Below are 23,560 nucleotides of genomic sequence, written 5' to 3'. Positions count from 1 at the left end.
TTGTCACATTTGGATAACGGTGTTTTTCTGTTGCAATGCACATTGCATTGGACCAGACATATCAATGTCTTTTAATTATTTCAAAATAATTCTAAAAATCTTATTAAATATAAAACCATTATAATGTAGTCATAGGCAAAATGAAAACCAATATAAACTCCGTTAACCAATATTTCTTTTCTTTTTAAATCTTGGTTTTGAATGTTTTTAATTTCTTCATTTAAGCGACTTAAATAAATAAAATCTAAAATCATATAACCCAAGGTTACTAAAGTACCTAAAACAGTAATAGCTATATATAGTCATTTATTAAAAATAAATCATGAAATTAATGATGTAATAATTAGTGCTACTACTAAAAAAATTATCATTATATAAAAGAATTTACTCTTAAAAAAATTAAAAGTTGCTAAAAAACCTGCTAAAAACATAAAAAACGCTGGTATTAGAAAAATTAAAATTATTTGACTTAATGTAAAAATACCTACAGTAAATTTAAAAGCAGGAATTATTAAAATTAAAGAAATAATACTCATCAAAAAGAAAGATAACAAAATAGTTCCAATAATATTTAATTTTCTTCTCATTCTATTGAATACAAACAAACCAATAATTAATAAAATGGCACTTGTGATCAATCAAGCAATTGTAATATTTCCTTGATTATATAGTGTATCAATGGCATTAGGTATTTTAATAATTGCAAACGTAAAAAGAAAAGCAAAAATTAAATCAATCGCAAATCACATCATTGCTGATCCAAAAAGTGATTGTTTTATATAACTTTTTTGTTTAACTTCAGTTTCGCTATAACTTGTGTTAAATTGTTTTTCTTGCATAAATTACTCCTCATTATCTTCATCTAATAAATCATCTTCTGTTTCCTCGATTGAAGCAAAATCATCTTTAAATTGCTTTAATGCATTTAAAGCATCAGTATTATTTTTATTTGTAAATTTATCCATATTATTTTTGTTAAATTTTATTGGAATATCTTTTAAAATTAAATCATCTTCATCATCTGTATATAAAATTATAGGAATGATAATAGGTTTTCTTCTTTTTTCTTTATAAAAGAAATTTTCTAAACGATCACAAATTAATTTTTTTAATTCAACAACGTTTCATTCAGGCGTGTTTTTAATGTAATATAATGCCGCACCATGAGCAATTCTTTTGGCTTCTTCAACCAATGCTAAGGAACCTTTAACATAAAAACTTCCTCTGCTAATTAATGATGGTCTTCCGTTGATATTATTATTTTTTCTATCGACAGTTAAAATAATACTTACAAAACCATTATTAGCTAAAGTTGTTCTTTCTTGCAAGATATTGTTATTTAAATTTAAAGCATTATTTCCATCAATATAAACAGGTCCGTAATTAACTTTTTCTTTTGTTTCATATATATTTTGATTAATTAAATTGTATACTTTTCCTAATTCAGGAATAATAATATTATTTTTTTTCACGCCATTTTTAATAGCACTTTGAGCATGAACTACGCACATACGATATTCACCATGATAAGGTAAGAAATATTTAGGTTTGGTTAATTGAAAAATTTTATCATGTTCATATTTATAAGCATGTCCAGAAGTATGTAAATAACCATCAATTCCATTTTCTTTCACTATTGCCCCAAGTTTAGTCAATCTATTTACTAATAATTCAATGACCATGCGATTGCCAGGAATAGGAGAAGAAGAAAAAATTACTAAATCGTCTTTTTCTATTCTTATTATTTTGTGTTTACTATAACTCATTCTCGATAAAGCAGCTAATTGTTCACCTTGACTTCCTGTAGTTAAAATTACTAATTTATCTTCAGGAGTATTTGCTACTTCTTTTTTGTCTATAAAAACTTTATCATCAACATCAATATATCCTAATTTTCTGCCTATTTTTATTCCTTGCACCATTGATCTACCAAAAGAAACAACTTTTTTATTTAATTTTTCAGCTAATTCAATTATAGCTTTGGCTCTTGTTAAATTTGAAGCAAATGCAGTAACAATAATTTTTTTCTTAGCTTGGCGCATGTATTTTTCAATATCTCTCAAAATATCATTTTCACTTGGGGAATGCATAGGACGCATGGCATTAGTTGAATCGCTCATTAAAATGGTTAAACCTTCTTTACCCATTTGATCTAATTTAGCAAAATCAGTATAATGAGATCCAATAGGATTATAATCAAATCTAAAATCTCCAGTACACATTAAAGAACCATTAGGAGTGCTAATTCTAATACCAAAAGCATCAGGAATAGAATGTTGGGCACTTCAAAAATCAACTTTACATGGCCCAAAATAATGAATAGCTTCTTTTTCAGTTTCAATAAATTTAACATTAGAATTAATTTTATTTTCTTCGAATTTATGTTTTAAATATTGGATTGTTATACGAGGGGCAAAAATTCTTTTAATATTAACTTGTTTAACTAAGTGAATAACTCCACCAATATGATCTTCATGTCCGTGGGTAATAAATAAACCTTCAATATAATCTTGTTTTTCTTTTAAATAACTATAATCAGGAATAATCCCTTTAATGCCTGTTGTGGCAATATCGGCAAATTTAATACCAGCATCAATAATAAAAATATGTTTATCATATTCGATAACCATTGTAGATTTTCCAATTTCTTGTACTCCTCCAAGAGGAATTATTCTAGTTGGTTTCATTTGTCCTCGCTTAATAAATTAAATATTAATTGATATAAAAAAGCACGTGTGTTTAATTAATATTAATATTTTAATGCAAATATAAAAAAATATATAAAAAATGATCAAAATCATTTTAAAATTTTGATCATTTAAAATATCATAAATTTTTTCTAATTTTGAGAATATACATTTTTTTTATATTTTGCTAAAAAAATAATTATGTAATATAGGCTAAATACTGCTGTTAATGAACCTGAGAAAAATAATGAACCTAATGAAATTTTTTCAAGAGCTATATAAATAATTGATTTAATTATTAAATCATTATCATAAGTTTTAGGAACATATCCTTCATAAATTTGATCTGGAGTCACACCCTGATCAAAATAAAGGTCTTTCTGATAAATAATAGTTTCATTTTTAATCAGATTAAAGAACAATGAATAAAGAATTAATGATAAGATTAAAAAGAAAACAAATAAAAAATAATAAGAAAGAATAGTTTTATTTTTGTTAATATTTTCACTATTTATTTTCTTATATCTATATAAAAAATATAGTATTAATAAATATTTAATTTTTAAATTATTATTAAAAACAAAGTAAATTTTAGTAATTATTAGATATACAAAAATAAATAAAGATAAAAACCCACAGAATAAAAATTCTTATATATTCCATAAGTGGAATAATCATTTAAATCTGCTTGCTGTTTAATAATAAATGGCAAAGCAATTAATAAGGTTGTTAATATACAAAAAATAATTTGACTAATATTTAGAATTAATAATTTAATTTTTCAATGCATGGTTAAATATATTGATTTTCAATTCTTGTATTTGTTTATTATTAAGATTATTTTTTAATTAAGCAATTAAAGTTTTAAAATATTGTTTGTTATTCAATTCAATTTGGTCTTGTTTATGATAAAAATTTGTTGTAATATTATTAGTAAAAAATGTAGAAATATTTACAAAAGATGCAGAAAATATACTTAGAGATCCTAAAATAATTGAAAAAAAGTTATTTTTTTCATAAGCCCCCTTTAAGTTTTTAAAAATATCATGAAATAAAAACAAAAGAGTTTATGCTTTTTAAGAGAGTTATATATTTGAAAATATTTAAGTTAAAAAAATAACTTTTTTACTCATTAATTAAATTATACTACTTTAAAATATTCAATTTTTTATTTTGAAATTCAAAAAATATTTACAATCAATTTTTTAAAATTTTACGAATTATTTTGCCAAATTAAAATAATACTTTATTAATAATTATTAATTATAATTATTTTAGTTAAGGATAACAATGAGTAAAAAAACAATAAATGTTAAAAAGATTATTAATAAATTTCAAATTAATATTATTAATCAAGATCAAGATTTGTTATATCGAAATATTTTAGATCCAGATGTCAAACAACTTGGTTTAGAATTAGCGGGTCAAATGACAACTAATCAGTATTATAAAAATGTTATTTGTTGAGGAACAGCTGAATCACTTTATTTTAAAAAAATAGGTAAAAAATCTTCTTATGAAATTATTGATAAAGTTCTAAGTATTGAGCCTCCTTTATTAATACTTTCTAAAGGAGTAAATCCTCAACATCAAAAGTGAATAATAGATATAGCTTCAAAACATAAAATACCTGTTTATTGCGCTCCTATGTCTACTGCTAGTGTTATGACAACTATAGGGACATATTTAACTGATTTTTTTTCAAAAGAAGAACAAGTACATGGTTGTTTAGTTTCGATTGGTGGAACAGGAGTTTTAATAGTTGGTAAAAGTGGAGTAGGTAAAAGTGAAGCTGTATTGGAACTTTTACAAAGAGGACATATTTTTATTAGTGATGATGCAGTTTTAATTAAACACATAGGAGGCAATTTTTATGGTACTTCGCCAGCTTTGACAAAAAATTTTATAGAAGTAAGAGGTATTGGATTAATTGACGTTAAATATACATATGGTATTAAGGCAGTGGCTCAAGGAGCTGTAATTGATTTAGTTGTAGAATTAGTAGTTCCTGAAGGTCAACAATTTGACCGCTTAGGCATAGATTATTTACGTTATCCAATTTTAGATAGCTCTATTGTAAAAACACAAATTCCAATTAAAAATGGTTTTTCTGCTGCTTCTTTAATTGAAGCTGCAGTAAGTACTTTTTTAGCTAGAAAAGAGGGCATAAGTGTTTTAGAACAATTAGAAGAAAGGAGAAATAATTTAAAAGATGAATAATTTAGCAGATGTATTTTTTCGTCCTGGTGAAGGGGGTATATTATTAGAAATAGGCTCTTTTTCACTTAGAACTTATTCACTTACATTATTTTTAGGAATACTTGCTTCAATTTTTACTATTAGTATTTTTTGGAAAAGACAAAATTATAAATTTGAGTACTTATCTACTTTAATTTTAATAACTATTCCTACTGCTATAATTGGTGCAAGGCTTTGAGATTTGGTCGAAGAAGCTATTAATCCACAAAGTAATTTTGATTTTAGTCGTTGATATGCTATTTGAGAAGGTGGATTAAGTATTCAAGGTGGTGTAGTTTTAGCTTTTTTATGTGATTTTATTTATGTTTATACTAAAAGAGATGTCATTGATATAAGAAAAACTGCTTCCATGATTATTCCTACTATTTTAATTGGTCAAGTAATAGGAAGATGGGGGAATTATGCTAATCATGAACTTTATGGTAAAGTTGATTGAGATGGGTCAAGTGTTTTAATCTTTGGTAAAAATTTTGCTCAAAATCTTTTTATAAGCGATGCTGTTTCAGATTCTTTGAATGTATCAGCTTTATATAGATATCCATTATTTTTATATGAAAGTTTAGCTAATTTAGTTGGATATTTAATTATTGTTTGAGTTATAAATTGATTAGGTTTATTAAAACCAGGATCTTCTGCTGGTTTATATTTTATATGATATGGATTAGTAAGAATGGCAATGGAACCTTTAAGAGAAAATTCTTTTAACATTTATGTTTTTGCTTCAATAGGTTTTGTAATTGCAGGATTAATTGCTTTGATATATTTTGAATTTATTAGTAAAGTTCATTATCTTAAAATTAGAAAAAAATATTATTTTGATTATTTTTATGCGCATAAACAAATTTATGTAGATCATATTAATAAAACTCGTTTTTTTAAAACAAAAAGAACAAAAGAAAAATTAACCATTAATACTTTAAGGGGGTAAAATGCAAAAAAAATATGATGTTTTGATTATAGGAGCTGGACCTGGAGGATTAAACGCAGCATTATATGCTTCAAGATCTAATTTATCAGTAGCATTAATTGAAAAAAGTGCTCCTGGTGGCAAAATGACTAAAACGTCTAAAATAGAAAATTGATTAGGTTTTGATATGATAGATGGTTTTGAATTATCTACTAAAGCTTATCAACATGCTATTTCTTTTGGTGCTGAACATATTTATGGTAATGTACTTAAAATAATTAAAAATAATGATGATTTATTTGAGACTCATTGTGAAGATGGACAAATTTATTATTCTAAAAAAGTAATTATTGCGAGTGGTATGAAAGAAAGAGAACCAAAATGAATAAAAAATTATTCTAAATTTGAATTTAGAGGCATTAGCTTTTGTGCTACATGTGATGGACCATTGTATAAAGATAAAAATATTTTAGTTTTAGGTGGTGGAAATAGCGCAGTAGAAGAATCAACATTTCTAGCTAAATTAGCAAATAAAGTTTTCTTAATTGTAAAAGATGATCATTTTATTGCCGAAGCAAGGTTAGTAGATGAATTAAAAGAATTAAATAATGTTGAAATTTATTTAGAACATGAAATAAAAGCTTTACATGGAGAAAATCAAATAGAAAAAGCTATTATTATAAATAAAAATAACGAAGAAAAAATATTAAATGTAGAAGCTTTTTTCCCATTTATTGGTTTTGTTCCTTCAAATGAATTTTTTAAAGACTTAAATATTACTAATGAGTTTGGTTTTGTTATAACAGATGAATTTATGCAAACTAATATTAATGGTTTATATGCTATTGGTGATATAAGAGATAAAAAAATTCGTCAAATTGTTACAGCAGCATCAGATGGAGCAATTGCTGCTAAGCATATTGTTGATAATTTATAATTTTTTCAAATAAAAATAATTTTTTATATTAAAATATTAATATTATTTGTTGTTATTTAAATATTAAATATTTGAAAGGAGTCCTTAATGTCAAGAGTAGATCAAATTACTGGAAAAGGTCCATTAGTTGGCAATAAACGTTCACATGCTTTAAATGCTACTAAACGTAAATTTAATGTTAACTTACAAAAATTAACAGTAGTAATTAATGGTAAAAAAACTACTTTAAGAGTTAGTGCTAAAACAGCAAAAACAATTAAAAATAAAGGCTTTAACCTTTCAGCTTAAGTTGAATAATAAAAAAACTTCTTGTTTTAGAAGTTTTTTATTTATCTTTTTTATTTATTTATTATAATAAATAAAATGCTTGGTGTCAAGCACAAACGCTTGACAGAGAAAAAGGAGAAAAATGGTTAAAATTAGATTAAAAAGATTAGGAAGTAAATTTAACGCTCATTATAAAATTGTAGCAGCTGATGCACAGGCTCCAAGAGATGGAAAATTTATTGAAGCTTTAGGCCAATACAATCCAAGAAGTAAAGAATTTTATTTAAATGAAGAAGCAACACAAAAATGAATTAATAATGGTGCTCAATTGACTGAAACTGTTTATAACTTGTTTAGAAAACACGGATTAAATCAAAAATTTCAAAAAAATAAATAATAGTTAAGTATGAAAATTAATTTTTTAACTTTGTTTCCAAAATATTACTTACCATTTATTGAAGAATCTATAATTAATAAAGCAATAGAAAAAAAACAAGTTGATATTGATATTATTGACTTTAGATTATTTTCTAAAGATAAACACCATAAAGTAGATGATGAAATATATGGTGGTGGGCATGGATTACTTTTACAAGTTGAACCCATTGATTTAGCTTTAAATTCTCTTAAAAATAGAGGGGGATATAAAATTTTAGTTTCTCCGCAGGGTAAAACTTTTAATCAAAACATGGCAAATAAATTATCAAAATATTCAGAAATAACCTTAATAAGTGGACGTTATGAAGGTTTTGACGAAAGAGTTGTTGAGTTAGTTGATGAAGAAATATCTATTGGAGATTATGTTCTTACAGGCGGTGAATTACCATCAATGGTCATAGCTGATGCTATTATTAGATTAGTTCCAGGAGTAATTAATGAATTAAGTCATCAAAATGATTCTTTTCAAAATGATGGTTTATTAGATTATCCTCAATATACAAGACCTAGAGAATATAAAAATATGAAAGTGCCTGAGGTTTTATTTAGTGGTAATCACAAAGAAATTGAAAAATGGAAACAAAAAGCAAAATTAGAAAAAACAATCAAAAATCGTCCAGATTTATTGAAAGGTAAAAAATGAGAAAAAATTTAATTGAATTAGTAGAACAAAGTCAATTACGTAATGATCATCCTGATTTTCGCGTGGGTGATAATGTAAAAGTTCACGTACGTATTCGTGAAGGTGAAAAGGAACGTATTCAAATTTTTGAAGGATTAGTAATTTCTAAAAAAGAATCAGGAACACGTGAAACCTTTACAGTTAGAAAAATATCTTTTGGTATTGGTGTTAATAGAACTTTTCCACTTCATTCACCTTTAATTGCTCAAATAGAAGTTGTAAGATCTAATAAAGTTCGTCGTTCAAAACTTTACTTTATGAAAAATAGAAGCGGTAAATCAGCAAGACTTAAAGAAATTAAACGTTAATTTTATAATTATTTATCCAAGCAAAAAGACATTTTACATAATGTCTTTTATTTATAATTTTATTTAGCTAAACAATAAATTTTTTAACGTTTTTATACGATAATCTATGAATTGGACAAATACCATGTATTTTAATTTTTTCTAAGTGTAATTTCGTACCATAGCCTTTATGTTTATCAAAATAATATTGAGGATATAAATTATGATAATTTAGCATAATTTTATCTCTTGTTACTTTGGCTAAAATAGAAGCTGCAGCCACATTAATGCTTTTTTGATCACCTTTAATTAAATTAATTTGTTTTATATAATTAATATTTAATTTTTCAAAATCTGTAATTATTAAATCACATTTATTTTTTAATTTATTGCAAATTTTTTCCATTCCATCAATGGAAGTTTGCTTAGGATTATTTAAATCAACATATAAATTATCTAAAATTATTATTTCATAAAATAATGCATCTTTTACAATAATTTGATAAATATTTTTTCTTTGATTTGAACTTAATTGTTTAGAATCTTTAATTAAATTATTTTCATAATTTTTAGGTAAAATAACTCCTGCTATTACAATTGGCCCAGCACATGCGCCTCTTCCTGCTTCATCTAAACCCAAAATATTAAAATATTTATCTCAATAATCATTTTCTATTCTATTCATGATTTAATTATAAAAAACAACATTAATAATATGTTATTTTTATTAATAAATCTAATATAGAGACAAACAAAATATTTTCCACAAAGAAGTTTAAAGATGAAATTATAAAAATTTGTTATAGGATCTTGCTTGTAAGTAGCATTAGTATACCTACTGCTATTGTTTCAAGTTGTACTACTGATAAGCAAACTGTTGCAAAAGAAAAACAAAATAAATATGATAATGAATATACCAATCGTAATGTCGGTGAAATAGATGAAAAATGAAATATGCCTAAATATGCTGATTATACTAATCAGGAAATTAGAGAACTTTGAGATGATGCTTCTGAAAGATACAAAATAATCTATACTGATTTAATTCGTGATTATTTTTAATTGAAATTTAAATTAGATAGTTTTGCTTGAGTAGTGTCTAAAAAGAATAAAGACGTCTTTCAAACCATTCAAAAAGAATATAAAGAATTAAAAGAAGATATAATTTTTTCTTAAATAGATTATCAATAAATCGCAGACAGTCTTGAGAAAATTATCATTAATCACTTTATCAAAAACAATTTACTAAACAAAATCAAGAAAATGCGAATAATTAAGCATTTTTTTATTATGTCTAAAATTATCATTAATACTGCGTAATAATAAATTTATGAAAAAGTTAACTTTCAAAAAAGAAAAAAGAAAATGATTATTTTATATAAAAGAATTTAAGAATTATTAGATTTATTACATGAGATATTAAATTTTATAATATAAACTTTACAAAATATTATCATATGTTTTAAAAATTAAATGAATAATTAGTACTCAAGTGAATTTTAATAATTTATATTAATTTTAAGATTAGATAAAGCAAAAAAAAGTTTAATTGTTGACAAGTTAATAAATAAAAAATAGCATTTAGATATTTATGCTATTTTTTATTTAATGTTTTTAATATTGTTTCAATTATTTCATCTCTAGACATTTGTTCATAACCACTGATATACAATTTTTGAGCAATTTCATAAAGAGTAGTATTATTTAATTCACTTAATTTTTTACGTTCTTGATTAATTTTTATTTCTTCTTCAGTTAAATTTTCATTTGCTTGAGTTGTACTCTTACTTTCAGTTATATTATCAGTAGCATTATTTTCTTTATTATCTTCATAAAAAACATTAGCATTACCAAATATATTTTTAAAAATATTATTTAAATCAGTTGGATTATTTTTCAAAAATTCCTCTGTTTTTTTAAGATTTTCATATTGGTTTATTCTTCAAGAAGTAATTTTCAATTTTTTTAAACGACTAACAAAAACAATGTACATAAGAGCAAGTAATAAAGGTAAAATAATATTTATTATAAATAATGAAGATAGAATTGGAAAATTAATAAAATCAATTACTAATTTAAATCTAACTAATTGATAAATTAACATAACGATTTTATAGATTACATATAAATATAAAATATTATTAGCAAGAGTTGACAGATATAATAAACTTTTTTTCTTAAATACATCTTTAAGAGAATATATATATTTTGCTGTCATGGCAAAAGAAATAATTAATAATATACTACTTGAAATTAACTCGCCATTAAAATTATTGTGCGCAAAATTTAAAATAACACTTGGTTCAGCGTTAGTAATATTATTATTAGAAACACTTTGATATACCTCATTTATATACTGAGTTTTAAAAATAATTAAAATAGTAAAAAGTATGCTAAAAAATAAAATAATAAAAATAAATACGCTTAAAGATCCAAATAAAAAATACCTTAAATAAGGTTTTTCAAATTTACTTCAAAAATCCTTAATTGTCTTAGCTTTAGAATATTGATTACTATAGGCATTTTGAAAAAAATTTTTTAAATTCATAATACTCCTTATTTTATTGATATAAAGATTCAAAGTTATAATCTGCAATATAAAATTCTTCAGGTACAGGTGCAAAAACTTTTATTTTTTGTTGAGTTATTGGATGAATAAAATCCAATTTATAAGCGTGTAATCTTTGATTAAAATTATCTATTTTTTTTCCATAAGTTTCATCACCAAAAACTGGATGTTTTAAATATGCTAAATGTACTCTTATTTGATGAGTTCTACCCGTTTCTAATTCACATTCGATTAGTGATAAAGGTTTTTTTTCATAATAAAAGGTTTTTAATAATTTAACATTAGTAATAGCTTCTTTACCATCTTTATTAACTTCAATTAATTTTCGATTACTTTTATGGCGATTCAATGGTAAATTAATTTTTAAATTTTTATGTTCTAAAAGTCCATCTATAATAGCTAAATAGGTTCTTTTAATTTGATGTTTTTTTAATTGTTCACTAAGTAAATTATGAATATGATTATTTTTAGCAATAATTAATAAACCGCTGGTATCTTTATCAATTCTATGAATTACACCCGGTCTAAGTAAACCATTAGTATCTGATAAATTATTTTTAAAATGATAAAGTAGACCATTAACTAAAGTGTCATTATAATGTCCAGGAGCAGGATGGACTACTAAATTAGATGGTTTATTTAAAATTACTAGATATTCATCTTCATAAATAATATTTAACGGAATATTTTTAGGTTCAATTTTAATCTCTTTATCTAAAGTTTTCAAAATAGTAATTATTTGACCTTCATTAACAATAAAATTACATTTTCTAACGTTAATTTCATTGTTAACATTAACTAATCCTTCAAGAATTAAAATTTTGGTATCATTACGAGTTAAGTGTGAATTGTCAGAAATATACTTGTCAATTCTTTCTTTATATTTAACTTCCAGTTTTATCATGCTATTTATTATATAAGAAAAAAATCAAAAACTGTTTTATTTTTAGCAATAAAACAGTTTAAGTGATAATTATTATAAGTTAAAATACATTTTATTTAATTCTATTGATGTATCTTTATAGAAAATAATTTGAATCTTTTGATTAATTAAATATTTTAAAAGTATTTTTTCTTTTTCTGTATTGATAGTTAAATAAATTTTATTTTCTTTTTCATCAATTTTATTTTTTATTCTGTTTTCTATTAAAAATATTTGCAAAAGTTTATTATTTGAGGTTTTGATTTCTTTATTATACTCTAATTGTTTTAATTTATCTTTTACTGAAATACTTTCAATAACTTCACCATTTTTTAAAACTGTATAACTATCAATATATTGTTCTAATTCACTGATAATATGACTGGAAATTAAAATTGTTTTACCTTCATTATTTAAAGTTTTTAATATTTGAAAAAAATCTAAACGAGTAGAAGGATCTAAATTAGAAGCAGGTTCATCTAAAATTAAAATTTGAGGATCATTAAGTAAAGCTTGAATTAATAATATTTTCTTTTTCTGTCCCGAGGACATAAAATAAGCGCTTTTATTTAATTGTTCTTTATTCATTTTAATTTTTAAAAGTAAATCATCAATTTTGTTGATAACTTCTTTTTTGTTGATTTTATTTAATTTACCCATTTCTATTAAATATTCAAGTGCAGTTAAATTTTTAGGAAAAATAGCGATTTCTGGAATATAACCTATTAAATTACGACTACTAATTTCACTATTTTTTAATTGATTAATGTAAATATGTCCTAATATTGATTTATAAAATCCTAAAATTGATCTGATAGTAGTAGTTTTACCAGCTCCATTATCACCAATAAAACCATGAAATTGACCTTTTTTTACTTCAAAAGTAACTTTATTTAAAGCTATTTGGTTTTCCTTATTTTTATTTTTGAAAATTTTAGTCAAATTTTGAATTGATAATGCTATATTCTCATTTGGTATGATTGGTGGAATGGCTTTTATTACTTTTTTCAATGTTTTAATTTTTTTGTTTATTTTAACAATATTACGCATTTTATTTATAATCCTTTTTAATAGTTATTCATCATCCTAAAAAAGTAAAAATTCCGCCAAGAGATAAAGGTAAAATAATTGCTAACCATAAAGGAAAATCACTTTGACGATTATAAACTAAAATATTATTTTTAACTAATACAGGATTAATAATACTTTCAGATAATAAAACATTAATAAATTCAACATTTTTCATCATTGAATCAATATCCTCTAAAAGAAGAATCAATTCATTATCTGCAACAACTTTTAGAGCTAACATTATTGCTGTTGAATTATAAATAATTTCTTCTAGTTGTTTTGCAAAACGTTTTAAATTTTCTTTTCTTTGCTCATTGTTTCATTGTACAATTGGATTCTCACTATCATTTATATTTTGTTTGAATAAATTTTCAAAAATTGTAACAAAATTAGTTACTAACTTATTAACTTCTTGATTCGTTTTAATTGTATTAAGAAAATCAAGAAAATTTTCAATTGCCAAAACTTTAATATTTTGCTGATTGATTAATTCATTTTTTATTAGCATTTGTGTATCAATTATATTGTTATCATATAATCTATTTATTTGAGAAGTAAAATTTAAATTTAATAATTTTAAATTATCTAAATCATTATCATATTTTTTAATTGAATTAGTAGGATCGTAATTATTAAAAGAAAAGAAACGATTAGTAGATAAATTATTAAAATAATTTCTAATAATTTCTATATCATAAGTAAATATTATATAGTTTATTAAATTATTATCTTTATCAATTAATTTAATAAAATAATTTCCATCTTGATTTAAAGCAACGCTTTTTAATTTGCTAAAATCTAATTCATTATTTTGATTTATTAATGGTATATAATCATAATTTCCAAAAGCATTTTCCTTTGTATAATTAGGATCTAAAGCTCCCATTATTCTTAAAAAATACTCAGTATAATTTAAATATTTTACTTTATTATAAAAATTGTTTTTATTATCATCTAAAGCATTAAGTAAAGTTTTAGTATTGGCAAAAGGATTATCAATATATTCTTTGAATTCTGTATAAGTTTGAGATATACCTTTATTTCTAACTGGCAATAAAAAATCATTATTTATATTATTTTTAATGTTGTCGATTTGATTATTTGTTTTTTGTGCATCTTTATTTGGTGAAATAATTAAATTATTAGTTAACTGATTGGTTGTTCTAATTTCACTAATTAAATAATTATTCTTAAGGACTAGAAAAAGAAAAACAATAACAAATGGAACAATTGCTAAAACAATTAGAAATTGTTTATAATCTGCAAAAGCTTGTATAAATAAAGCTAAACCAATAATAAAAATAGAGGCTAACAGAGAGGCTAAAAAAGTAGCCAAGGTCATTTTTAAACCGTACAATATCGGAACAACAGGATAAAGAAATAAATAACTTAAAAAATTTCCTAATGTAAAAATAGTTAATGAAAATAACATTCCAAGAGAAATAGCTATAGCATTAATAAAATAAATTTTGCTTCGACTTATAGGTTTAGAAAATAGCATAATTTCCAAACCTTCTTGTCGATATTTGTAAAATATAGTAATACCAATAAAATTAACTAAAGCAAATATAGATAACATTGTAAAAATACCGGAAATATTCATAACAAAAGATGAACTAAGTTGTTCAAAAGTGTTAGGTGAATCTTTAGTCATTAAATATAATAAGATTCTAGATAAAATAAAAATAATAGTTAATAATGTAGGACTTATATAAGTAGATTTATAACGAAAATAAATTTTTAATTGAGTTTTAAGAAATGACATATTAATCAATTAATTCCTTTAAAGTTTTGCCTAATCCGCCTTTTTTATAATTATATTTGCTAATAAAATCTGCGTTTTGTTTCAATGTTTTATTGCTATTTTTCATAGCTATTAATTTTCCAATTTTATTTTTAGTTGTCAAATCGTTTAATGTATCTCCTACATGTCAACAATTTTGAGGATTTATATTTAATTTTTGGCAAATTAATATTTCAGCTTCACCTTTAGTACATTTTTCCGCTGTAACTTCAATAATAGAATTATTTTTGCCAGAAAAAACCGCTGTAATTTTTATATCAAAATATTGTTTTAAAAGTTTGTAAAAGTTATTTAGTTTTCTTTTACTAAAATGTCAGAAAATAATTTTATATACTGCAAGATTAAAATTGATTTGATCATATTTGTTTAAGTTATGTTTTAAAAATAAAAAAGAAAATTTATGTCAAAAATTATTTGAATAAGTTTGATTTTTAAAATCAGAATTGATGATTGAAAGAATTTTATATTTTTGAGCTAAATTAATAATTTCCTTGAATATTGATTTATCTAATGTTTTATCAAAAATTATTTCATCATTAAGCATTACTTTGCTTCCATTTCAAAAAATTATATTTTTTTCTAAATTTAATTCTTTGTTAATATTAAAAGTTTTTTCTAGCATTCCTCTTCCAGTAGAGATAATAACTTTGATATTTTTCTTTTGCAATTGAGAAATAATTGTTTTGTTATATTGACTTATTAAATTATTTTTGGATTTTTTTTGATCTAAAGTTGTGCCGTCAAGATCGATAAAAATAATATCGGGTTTTTTTAACATATTTATAAATTTATTTGTCCTTTTATTCTTTTTTGATCATAATCAATTTCAACAATTTTAACTTTTATATTATCACCAGGTTGAAATGTATCGTGAATATTTGCTATTGGGTTTTCGTTGATAAAAATTTTTGATTTATGAATAAAAATTGTCTCCTTTAATCCAATATAAGCAAAAATGGCAAAATCAGTAATATTTAAAATTGTTGCATCAATTAACATATTAACTTCTAAATCGTTTAAATTAAGAATATTATCTTTAATTTTATAACCTTCCTTTTCATTTCTTATATCTTTAGTAGGATTAATTAATGCTTCTATAATTTGCTCTATATCGTATTTATTACTATTTAATTGTTTTATTAATTGATTTTTATCGATATGATTTAATTTATTTTTATCCAAATTATTTAAATCTAATTCTAAAATTTTGACAATTTGATTAGCTAATGCATAATTTTCAGGGTGAATGGAAGTGCGATCAAAATAATTTTTTGAATTATGAATTCTTAAAAATCCTATTGCTTGTTCGTAAGCCTTTTTTCCCATTCCTTTAATTTTTTTTAATTCTTCTCTGGATGAAAAAATTTGATTATTTTTATATTCCATAATATTTTCAACAATTCTTTTGTTCAAACCAGAAATATGATAAAGAATATCTTTAGTAGCACTATTCACATCAACACCTACCAAATTAACAACTTTATTTACTTTAAAATCTAATTGTTTAGATAATTCTTTTTGATTTAAATCGTGTTGATACTGACCCACTCCAATAGATTTAGGATCAATTTTAATTAGTTCATTTAAAGGATCTTGGAATCTTCTACCAATGTTAATTGCTGATCTTTCTTCAACGCTCAAATCGGGGAATTCTTTTATAGCTGATTCTGATATAGAATATACGCTAGCTCCAATTTCTGAAACTATTGCATAACCTATATTATTTTGATTATTAAGTTTTCTCTCTTGTATGATTTTAGCAATAAATTCTTCTGTTTCTCTTGAAGCTGTACCATTGCCAATTACTATAATATCTATTTTAAATTTATCTAAAAGTTTATTAATTATTTCTTGAGATTTAATTATTTGTTTTTGTGGTTCATGAGGATAGATTTTTTCAATTTTTAAAACTTTTCCATTTGGATTTAAAATTGCTATTTTGCAACCATGAGCATAACCAGGGTCAATAGCCAAAATAGTTTTATTTTTTACTGCTGGTCATAAAAGCATTGTTTCGATTTGATTTGCAAAAATCTTAATGGCTTGTGTTTCTGCTCTAGAGAATAAATCATTTTTAATTTCTCTAATAATTGAAGGATATATTAGTCTTTCTAAAGAATCGATTAAAGCTTCATAAATAATATTACCCGTTGATTTAATTTTAAATAATTTGTTGTTTAAATTATATTTAATAATTTTTTCGTTAAATTCTATATTATAAGTGATAATCTTTTTTTCTTCAGCCCTGTTGATTGCTAAAATTCTATGATTTTCAATTGATGCAACTTTTTCTTTATGATCATAATAATTAATAAAAATTTGTTTTTCATCATTAGCGTCTTTTTTCTTTTTAGTAATAATTCAACCATAATTAAAAATTTGCTCTTTGACAAAAGTTCTTATATCTATATCTTGAGAAATTCATTGACTGATGATGTATTTAGCTTGTTCAATAGCAAAATCTACTGAAACAACTGTTTCATTTAAATATTTATTAGCTTCTTTAAAAGGATTAAATTTATCATCATTGGCGTCAAAAATACTTCTAGCTAATGGTTCTAATCCTAATGCAATAGCTTCACTGGCTTTTGTTTTTTTACCTATTTTAAAGGGTTCGTAAATATTTTCTAACTCAGCTTTTGTTTCCACATTTTCTATTTTATTTTTTAATTCTAAAGTTAAAAGTTTTGCTTCATTTAGTTTATTTAAAATAGTTTCTTTTCGTTTGTTTAATTCAATATCATATTGATATAAATTATCAATTTCTTGAATTTGTTCTTCATTTAATCCTTGCGTTTGTGATTTTCTATATCTTGCAATAAAGGGAACTGTGGCACCTTGAGATAATAATTCTAAAACAGTTTGTACTTGTATTTCACTTAATTTTATTTTTTTTGCAACATTTTTAATAGATATATTCATAATTTTATTTCCCTCAATAAATATATTTACATTATACTTTTTTAATATTTTTTTAGCTTTAAGATTAATATTAATTATTTAATATTTTTATATATCAAATGTTTTATAATTCTAATATATGAATGATAAAAACGAAAGGAATAATATGTTAAAAAATTATGAAACTTTCTTAGATGAAAACTACGAACATTTTAGAAAGAACGTTGTTGATTACAATCTTAAAAAAGATTCTAAATATGTTCTTCATATAGTGTTTTCATTTCTTTCATTATTAATGGCTATTTGAATGGTTGTTTTGTTAGCTGTGGCTATATTTAATTATCAATTAGCTCCAAATAATGTTGTTAGATGAGTATTAACTATTGCAACTATAGTTTTTGTAATTATTTCCTTAATTACAGCAAGTTGAACTATATCAAGAATTAAAAAAGTTAAAAATAATTATGTTGTTAAAAGTGAGGATTTACTTTTAAAACCAGCTTATGAATTAGCTGGAATGAAATATGAAGGTAAAGGTCCTTATCCACGTAAAATTCAAGCTTTTGATGAAGAAGTATTTACTAAATCAACTACTAAATGAGATTCTTTAGATTGAGTAACTGATTCACTTATGTTATCTGAATTACCTAAAGATGCAAATTTAAAATTTGTTTTAGGACATGTTTTTTACAATAAAAATAATGAAACTAAAGATAAGTGAAAAATTCAAAATATAAGAATAGGTGTAAGTGACCAAGATGTTGATGGCCAAATTTTAAAAACTAATTCTTATTTATTTATGGAAGGCAAAATTCACGGTCGTAATTTTGAACAAAGTTATTTATTCGGTCCAAAATTTCCATTAAATTTCTCATTTCCTTTAGAAGAATCAATTATTTATAATTTACATACAAAATATCAACTTTTATCAGATGTTGAAAAATTAAATGAAGAAGGTTTTGAAAATATTATTCACTATGTAGAAGAATTAAATCTTTGAGACAAAGGTTTTGGTTTTTATATAGATAAACATCAAAATAAAATTTATTCATGAATAAAATTAGATAGAGAATTATTCAAATGACAAGATGAAGAATATCCAGCTCACAATATTTTAAGAGATGTTTATTTAATTGATTTACTTCAAAATTTACCATTACAGTTAGATTAATTTAATATAATGAAGCGCAAAATTTAAAATATTTTGCGCTTTTTATTATTATTCTTTTAAAACTTTTAAGATGATTATTATTTTAATGTTGTAATATTTTAATTATGAATAATAAATATGATGCATCTAGCATACAACAACTTAAGGGTTTAGAAGCTGTTAGAAAACGTCCAGGAATGTACATAGGTAGTACTGATATTAATGGTCTTCATCATTTAATATGAGAAATTGTTGATAATTCTATTGATGAAGCCTTAGCAGGATTTGCAAATGAAATTAATGTAACTTTAACAAAAAATAATTCTGTTATTGTTGAAGATAATGGAAGAGGAATACCGGTAGGAAAAACTCCTTCTGGAAAATCTGCTGTGGAGTTAGTTTTTACTGAATTGCACGCTGGAGGAAAATTTAATGAAGGAGCATACAAAACTTCAGGCGGATTACATGGAGTGGGATCATCTGTGGTTAATGCTTTAAGCAATAAACTAATTGCATGAGTGTACAGAGATAAAAAAATTTATGAAACTATTTTTGAAAATGGTGATCATATTATTCAAAATACTAAAGAAATAGGCAAAACTAATAAACAAGGTACAAAAATTGAATTTTGACCTAATTATTCAATTTTTAAAAATGCAAAATTTAATTTTGATATCATAATGGAAAGATTGAGAGAAAGTTGTTTTTTAATTAATAATTTAAAAATTAAATTAACTGATGAATTTAAAAATAAAACAATTGATTTTCATTATTTAGAAGGTTTAAAAGAATTTATTAATTTTATAAATAATTCCAAAGAATCAATTAGTGATATTTATTCTTTTAATGATTCAAAAAATGACATTGAAGTAGATTTTGCCTTTCAATATACAGATAGCTATAATGAAACAATTTTATCTTTTGTAAATAATGTAAAAACTAAAGATGGCGGAACACATGAAATAGGTTTGAAATCAGCTTTCACTAAAGTTTTTAATGAATTTGCAAATGAAGAAAAAATAAACAAAGGTAAAAGTGTTTTTGAGGCAGAAGATATAAGAGAAGGTTTAACTGTTATTTTAAGTGTAAAAATACCAGAAAAATATTTAGAATTTGTTAGTCAAACAAAAGAAAAATTAGGTACTCCAGAAGCAAAGAACGTTGTTGAAGAAATTGTTACACGAAAATTAAGAATTTGAATCAATGAAAATAAACAATTAGCAAGAAAGATTCTTAACAAAATTAAAAAAGCTTATGAATCTAGAATTGCAGCAAGAAAAGCAAGACAAGAAGCAAGAAATACTAAAAATGCCTTAAAAGAAAAACAAATTTTAAGTGGTAAATTAACACCTGCGCAATCAAAAAAAGCAGAAGAAAAAGAATTATTTCTTGTTGAAGGTGATTCTGCCGGTGGATCAGCTAAACTAGGAAGAGATAGAAAATATCAAGCTATTTTACCTTTAAGAGGTAAAGTCATTAATACAGAAAAATCAAGACTCTTAGAAATTTTAAAAAATGAAGAAATAGCTACAATTATAAATACAATTGGCGCTGGTATTGGCGATGAATTAGACTTAAAAAAAGCACAATACGGGAAAATAATTATAATGACTGATGCAGATACTGATGGAGCACACATACAAATACTTTTATTAACTTTTTTCTTTAGACATATGCGCAAATTAATAGAAAAAAGAATGATTTATATTGCTTTACCTCCTTTGTTTAAAATAACTAATAATAAAAAAGAAATTAAATATGCCTGAGATGAAGAAGATTTAAAAAATATAATTAAAGATGCAAAATTTAAAAATTCAGAAATTCAAAGATATAAAGGATTAGGCGAAATGAATGCTGAGCAATTGTGAGAAACTACAATGAATCCAGATACAAGAACTTTAATTCAAGTAAAAATTGAAGATGCTGCTTTAGCTGAAAGAAGAGTATCAACTTTGATGGGTGATAATGTTGAACCAAGAAAAGAATGAATAAATGCAAATGTTGAATTTACAATGGAAGATGATTTTCAAATCTAATAGGATATTAAATGAATAAAAAGCAAGAAGAAAAATTAAACAATCTACTTAATAAAATAATTCAAGAAAATTTAGATTCAATAATTAGTGATAGATTTAGTCGTTATTCTAAATATATTATTCAACAAAGAGCATTGCCAGATATTAGAGATGGATTAAAACCGGTACAGAGAAGAATTTTATATTCAATGTATGATTTAGGTTTACAATATAACAAAGCTTTTAAAAAATCAGCAAGAGTTGTAGGAGATGTTATAGGTAAATATCATCCACATGGAGATTCATCTATTTATGAAGCAATGGTAAGATTATCGCAAGATTGAAAAATGGGACAAAATCTTTTAGAAATGCATGGGAATATTGGATCTATTGATGATGATCCACCAGCTGCTATGCGTTACACAGAAGTAAGATTAGCTAAAATAGCACAATTATTGTTAAATGATTTAGATAAAAATACAATTAAATTTGCTCCTAATTTTGATGATTCAGAAAAAGAACCTACAGTTTTACCAGCTTTAATTCCTAATTTATTACTTAATGGTTCAAAAGGTATAGCATCTGGTTTTGCAACTGAAATGCCGCCGCATAATTTAATTGAAATTTTAGATGCAGCAATTGCAAAAATAAAAGATCCTTATATTTCTCTCAATAAATTAATGAAATATATTAAAGGCCCAGATTTTCCAACAGGTGGTATCATTCATGGGACACAAGGAATTGTTGATGCTTTTAGTACTGGTAAGGGTAAAATTACTTTAACTTCAAAATATCATATTTGAGAAGATAATAAAAATAAATATATTGAAATTACAGAAATTCCTTATGGTGTTGTCAAATCTAAATTAGTCAAAGATATTGATCTTATAATTCTTAATGATTCACTTTCGGGATTATTAGAAATTAAAGATCAATCGGATCGTCAAGGCATTAGCATTCTTTTGACTTTGGAATTAAAAGCCAATGAAAATATTATTTTAAATTATTTAATGCAAAAAACAGAAATGAAAATTTACTATAACTATAATAATGTAGCTATTAAAAATTATTCTCCTGAATTATTAAATTTAAATGAATTATTAGATGGATATTTAAATCATTTAAAACATGTGAAAATACAAGCATTAAATTATGATTTAATTAAATTTAAAATACGTTTAGAAATAGTTTTAGGTTTTATTAAAGTAGCAGAAATTACAGATCAGATAATAAAAGTAATAAGAGAAAGTGAAAATTCTAAAAGTGGTGTTGTAGAAAACCTTGTTAAACATTTTGAATTTACTTTAAATCAAGCTAATGCTATAGCAGAATTGAAATTATATAAATTAAGTAAAACTGATAAAACTCTTTTTCTAAAAGAAAAAGAAGAATTAGAAAAACAAATTGCGCACTATCAATTATTATTAAATGATGAAAATGAATTTAATAATTGATTAATTCAAATTTTAAAATCTATTCAAAAAGAATATGGATCAGAAAGAAAAACTATAATTACTGATATTAATTTAGATAATTCATATAATGAAAGTGATTTAATAAAAAATGAAAAAGTATATTTAAGTGTTTCAAGCAATGGTTATTTAAAACGTTTTAGTGAAAAAATCAAACAATCAAATCAATTAAATAATTTTGCTATACAAGAAAATGATAGTATTCTATTTTATGATAGCGTAAATACTCTTGATAATATATTATTCTTTACTAATTTAGGTAATTATTTACAAGTACCTGTTTATAAAATTTTAGAAACTAGATGAAAAGATATAGGAATACATCTAAGTAATTTTGCAGATTTGAAAAATAATGAGAAAATAGTAAGCATAATTAATGCAAAAAATTTCAAGGAAAATTTTTATGTAGCAATGATTACTAAAAATGCTCTTGGTAAAAGAGTAGAATTAAAGGATTTTGAAATTACTCGTTTTAATAAATCATACACTGCAATTAAATTAAATGATGATGATGAATTAATAGGTGCAAAATTAACAAATGGATTAAAAGATATCTTAATAATTACTAAAAAGAATTTAATTTCTCGTTATAGTGAAAATGATATTCAAATTTATGGTTTGAAAACCAACGGTACTAAATCGTGTAATTTATCTTTGGATGATCAAATAAGTACTTTTGCTTTTATAAACTCTGACAGCAATGTTTGTTTTTTAACAAATAACAATACTTTCAAAATTGTAAATTGCAATGAAATACAAAAAACAAATAAAAAAAATTTAGGTAAAAAATTATTTGAAACTTTTAAATATAATCAAATTAATATAATAGGTTGTGAAATTTATAATTCTAATACAAAAATTTTCATTGTGACAGATAATAATGAATTTATTTGTAAAAATATTTCAGATCTAGAATTAGGTCCAGCAAATAATTATGATTTTAAAAAAATCAAGCATTTAAATATTAAAAAAGCTTTATTAATATCTGATTTTAATACAAATTTTAATTCTATACAACAAGTAGAAAATAAATATTTTAAAGAAACAAAAGATGAAAAAATAGTTTTAGAAAAAGCTTCTAAAGATATTGATGATGCCTTATCTTTAGATATTGATGAAATTCTTAAAAGATTAAATATTAAATAAAAATATGTTGTCTTGACAACATATTTTTATTTATTTGAATTTATTT

At 23.2% G+C, this 23,560-nt stretch carries 21 protein-coding genes; 11 read left to right on the top strand and 10 right to left on the bottom strand.

Annotation, left to right across the window (positions count from 1 at the left end; all coding sequences use genetic code 4):
• Window positions 1-71: 71 nt before the first annotated feature.
• The 3 genes from VBM87_RS02655 to VBM87_RS02645 form a co-directional block, all read right to left on the bottom strand.
• Window positions 72-839 carry an MAG0110 family membrane protein gene (locus tag VBM87_RS02655; RefSeq protein WP_323177264.1) on the bottom strand — a complete coding sequence of 256 codons (768 nt, stop codon included), beginning with the start codon at window positions 837-839 and terminating at the stop codon, window positions 72-74.
• A 3-nt stretch (window positions 840-842) separates the two neighbouring features.
• A complete protein-coding gene (locus VBM87_RS02650; RefSeq protein ID WP_323177263.1) occupies window positions 843-2,687 on the bottom strand; it encodes a ribonuclease J in 1,845 nt (614 codons plus the stop codon).
• A gap of 152 nt (window positions 2,688-2,839) precedes the next feature.
• Entirely contained in the window at window positions 2,840-3,109 is a 270-nt protein-coding gene (locus tag VBM87_RS02645; RefSeq protein WP_323177262.1) for a hypothetical protein, read from the bottom strand.
• Window positions 3,110-3,977: 868 nt separating this feature from the next.
• On the opposite strand from VBM87_RS02645, the gene hprK reads away from it, so the two are divergent.
• The 7 genes from hprK to rplS all read left to right on the top strand — a co-directional run bounded on the left by hprK (window position 3,978) and on the right by rplS (window position 8,485).
• Window positions 3,978-4,907, top strand: a complete 930-nt coding sequence (gene hprK, locus VBM87_RS02640) for an HPr(Ser) kinase/phosphatase (protein WP_323177261.1) — start codon at window positions 3,978-3,980, stop codon at window positions 4,905-4,907.
• Complete coding sequence (gene lgt, locus VBM87_RS02635) at window positions 4,900-5,874, top strand: prolipoprotein diacylglyceryl transferase (RefSeq protein WP_323177260.1); 975 nt, start codon at window positions 4,900-4,902, stop codon at window positions 5,872-5,874. The genes hprK and lgt overlap by 8 nt, the downstream gene beginning before the upstream one ends.
• Before the next feature lies 1 nt (window position 5,875).
• A complete protein-coding gene (locus tag VBM87_RS02630; protein ID WP_323177259.1) occupies window positions 5,876-6,790 on the top strand; it encodes an NAD(P)/FAD-dependent oxidoreductase in 915 nt (304 codons plus the stop codon).
• Window positions 6,791-6,877: 87 nt separating this feature from the next.
• Entirely contained in the window at window positions 6,878-7,078 is a 201-nt protein-coding gene (gene rpmB, locus VBM87_RS02625) for a 50S ribosomal protein L28 (protein WP_257075777.1), read from the top strand.
• A gap of 121 nt (window positions 7,079-7,199) precedes the next feature.
• Window positions 7,200-7,454 carry a 30S ribosomal protein S16 gene (gene rpsP, locus VBM87_RS02620; RefSeq protein WP_257075776.1) on the top strand — a complete coding sequence of 85 codons (255 nt, stop codon included), beginning with the start codon at window positions 7,200-7,202 and terminating at the stop codon, window positions 7,452-7,454.
• A gap of 9 nt (window positions 7,455-7,463) precedes the next feature.
• On the top strand, window positions 7,464-8,150 hold the full coding sequence (trmD, locus tag VBM87_RS02615) for a tRNA (guanosine(37)-N1)-methyltransferase TrmD (RefSeq protein WP_323177258.1): 687 nt from the start codon (window positions 7,464-7,466) through the stop codon (window positions 8,148-8,150).
• Entirely contained in the window at window positions 8,135-8,485 is a 351-nt protein-coding gene (gene rplS, locus VBM87_RS02610) for a 50S ribosomal protein L19 (RefSeq protein ID WP_257075774.1), read from the top strand. The genes trmD and rplS overlap by 16 nt, the downstream gene beginning before the upstream one ends.
• A 67-nt stretch (window positions 8,486-8,552) precedes the next feature.
• Here rplS and VBM87_RS02605 read toward each other — a convergent pair whose 3' ends face one another.
• A complete protein-coding gene (locus VBM87_RS02605; protein ID WP_323177257.1) occupies window positions 8,553-9,149 on the bottom strand; it encodes a ribonuclease HII in 597 nt (198 codons plus the stop codon).
• Between the two features lie 125 nt (window positions 9,150-9,274).
• Here VBM87_RS02605 and VBM87_RS02600 point away from each other — a divergent pair, with 125 nt between their 5' ends.
• Entirely contained in the window at window positions 9,275-9,526 is a 252-nt protein-coding gene (locus VBM87_RS02600; RefSeq protein ID WP_323177256.1) for a hypothetical protein, read from the top strand.
• Window positions 9,527-10,058: 532 nt separating this feature from the next.
• Here VBM87_RS02600 and VBM87_RS02595 read toward each other — a convergent pair.
• The 6 genes from VBM87_RS02595 to VBM87_RS02570 all read right to left on the bottom strand — a co-directional run bounded on the left by VBM87_RS02595 (window position 10,059) and on the right by VBM87_RS02570 (window position 17,752).
• Window positions 10,059-11,012, bottom strand: coding sequence for a hypothetical protein (locus tag VBM87_RS02595; protein ID WP_323177255.1), 954 nt, complete (start codon window positions 11,010-11,012; stop codon window positions 10,059-10,061).
• Between the two features lie 13 nt (window positions 11,013-11,025).
• Window positions 11,026-11,937, bottom strand: coding sequence for an RluA family pseudouridine synthase (locus VBM87_RS02590; protein ID WP_323177254.1), 912 nt, complete (start codon window positions 11,935-11,937; stop codon window positions 11,026-11,028).
• A 72-nt stretch (window positions 11,938-12,009) separates the two neighbouring features.
• Window positions 12,010-13,005 carry an ABC transporter ATP-binding protein gene (locus tag VBM87_RS02585; RefSeq protein WP_323177253.1) on the bottom strand — a complete coding sequence of 332 codons (996 nt, stop codon included), beginning with the start codon at window positions 13,003-13,005 and terminating at the stop codon, window positions 12,010-12,012.
• Between the two features lies 1 nt (window position 13,006).
• On the bottom strand, window positions 13,007-14,791 hold the full coding sequence (locus VBM87_RS02580) for a hypothetical protein (protein ID WP_323177252.1): 1,785 nt from the start codon (window positions 14,789-14,791) through the stop codon (window positions 13,007-13,009).
• Window position 14,792: 1 nt separating this feature from the next.
• Window positions 14,793-15,608, bottom strand: a complete 816-nt coding sequence (locus VBM87_RS02575) for an HAD family hydrolase (protein WP_323177251.1) — start codon at window positions 15,606-15,608, stop codon at window positions 14,793-14,795.
• A gap of 2 nt (window positions 15,609-15,610) precedes the next feature.
• Entirely contained in the window at window positions 15,611-17,752 is a 2,142-nt protein-coding gene (locus VBM87_RS02570; protein ID WP_323177250.1) for a Tex-like N-terminal domain-containing protein, read from the bottom strand.
• Window positions 17,753-17,897: 145 nt separating this feature from the next.
• Between VBM87_RS02570 and VBM87_RS02565 the strand changes: the two genes are divergently transcribed.
• From VBM87_RS02565 to parC, 3 genes are all read left to right on the top strand, one after another.
• A complete protein-coding gene (locus VBM87_RS02565; protein WP_257075765.1) occupies window positions 17,898-18,902 on the top strand; it encodes a hypothetical protein in 1,005 nt (334 codons plus the stop codon).
• 104 nt (window positions 18,903-19,006) lie between these two features.
• The gene (gene parE / locus VBM87_RS02560) at window positions 19,007-20,917 is read left to right on the top strand and encodes a DNA topoisomerase IV subunit B (RefSeq protein WP_323177249.1); all 1,911 of its coding nucleotides are present in this window, start codon (window positions 19,007-19,009) and stop codon (window positions 20,915-20,917) included.
• Between the two features lie 11 nt (window positions 20,918-20,928).
• Complete coding sequence (gene parC / locus VBM87_RS02555) at window positions 20,929-23,514, top strand: DNA topoisomerase IV subunit A (protein WP_323177248.1); 2,586 nt, start codon at window positions 20,929-20,931, stop codon at window positions 23,512-23,514.
• Window positions 23,515-23,560 lie beyond the last annotated feature (46 nt).

This window comes from Mycoplasma sp. 744 (assembly GCF_034863305.1).
In the GTDB taxonomy this organism is placed as follows: domain Bacteria; phylum Bacillota_I; class Bacilli_A; order Mycoplasmatales; family Metamycoplasmataceae; genus Mycoplasmopsis.
The sequence above is the reverse complement of the archived record's forward strand: the minus strand, read 5'-3'. Positions and strand labels throughout refer to the sequence as shown.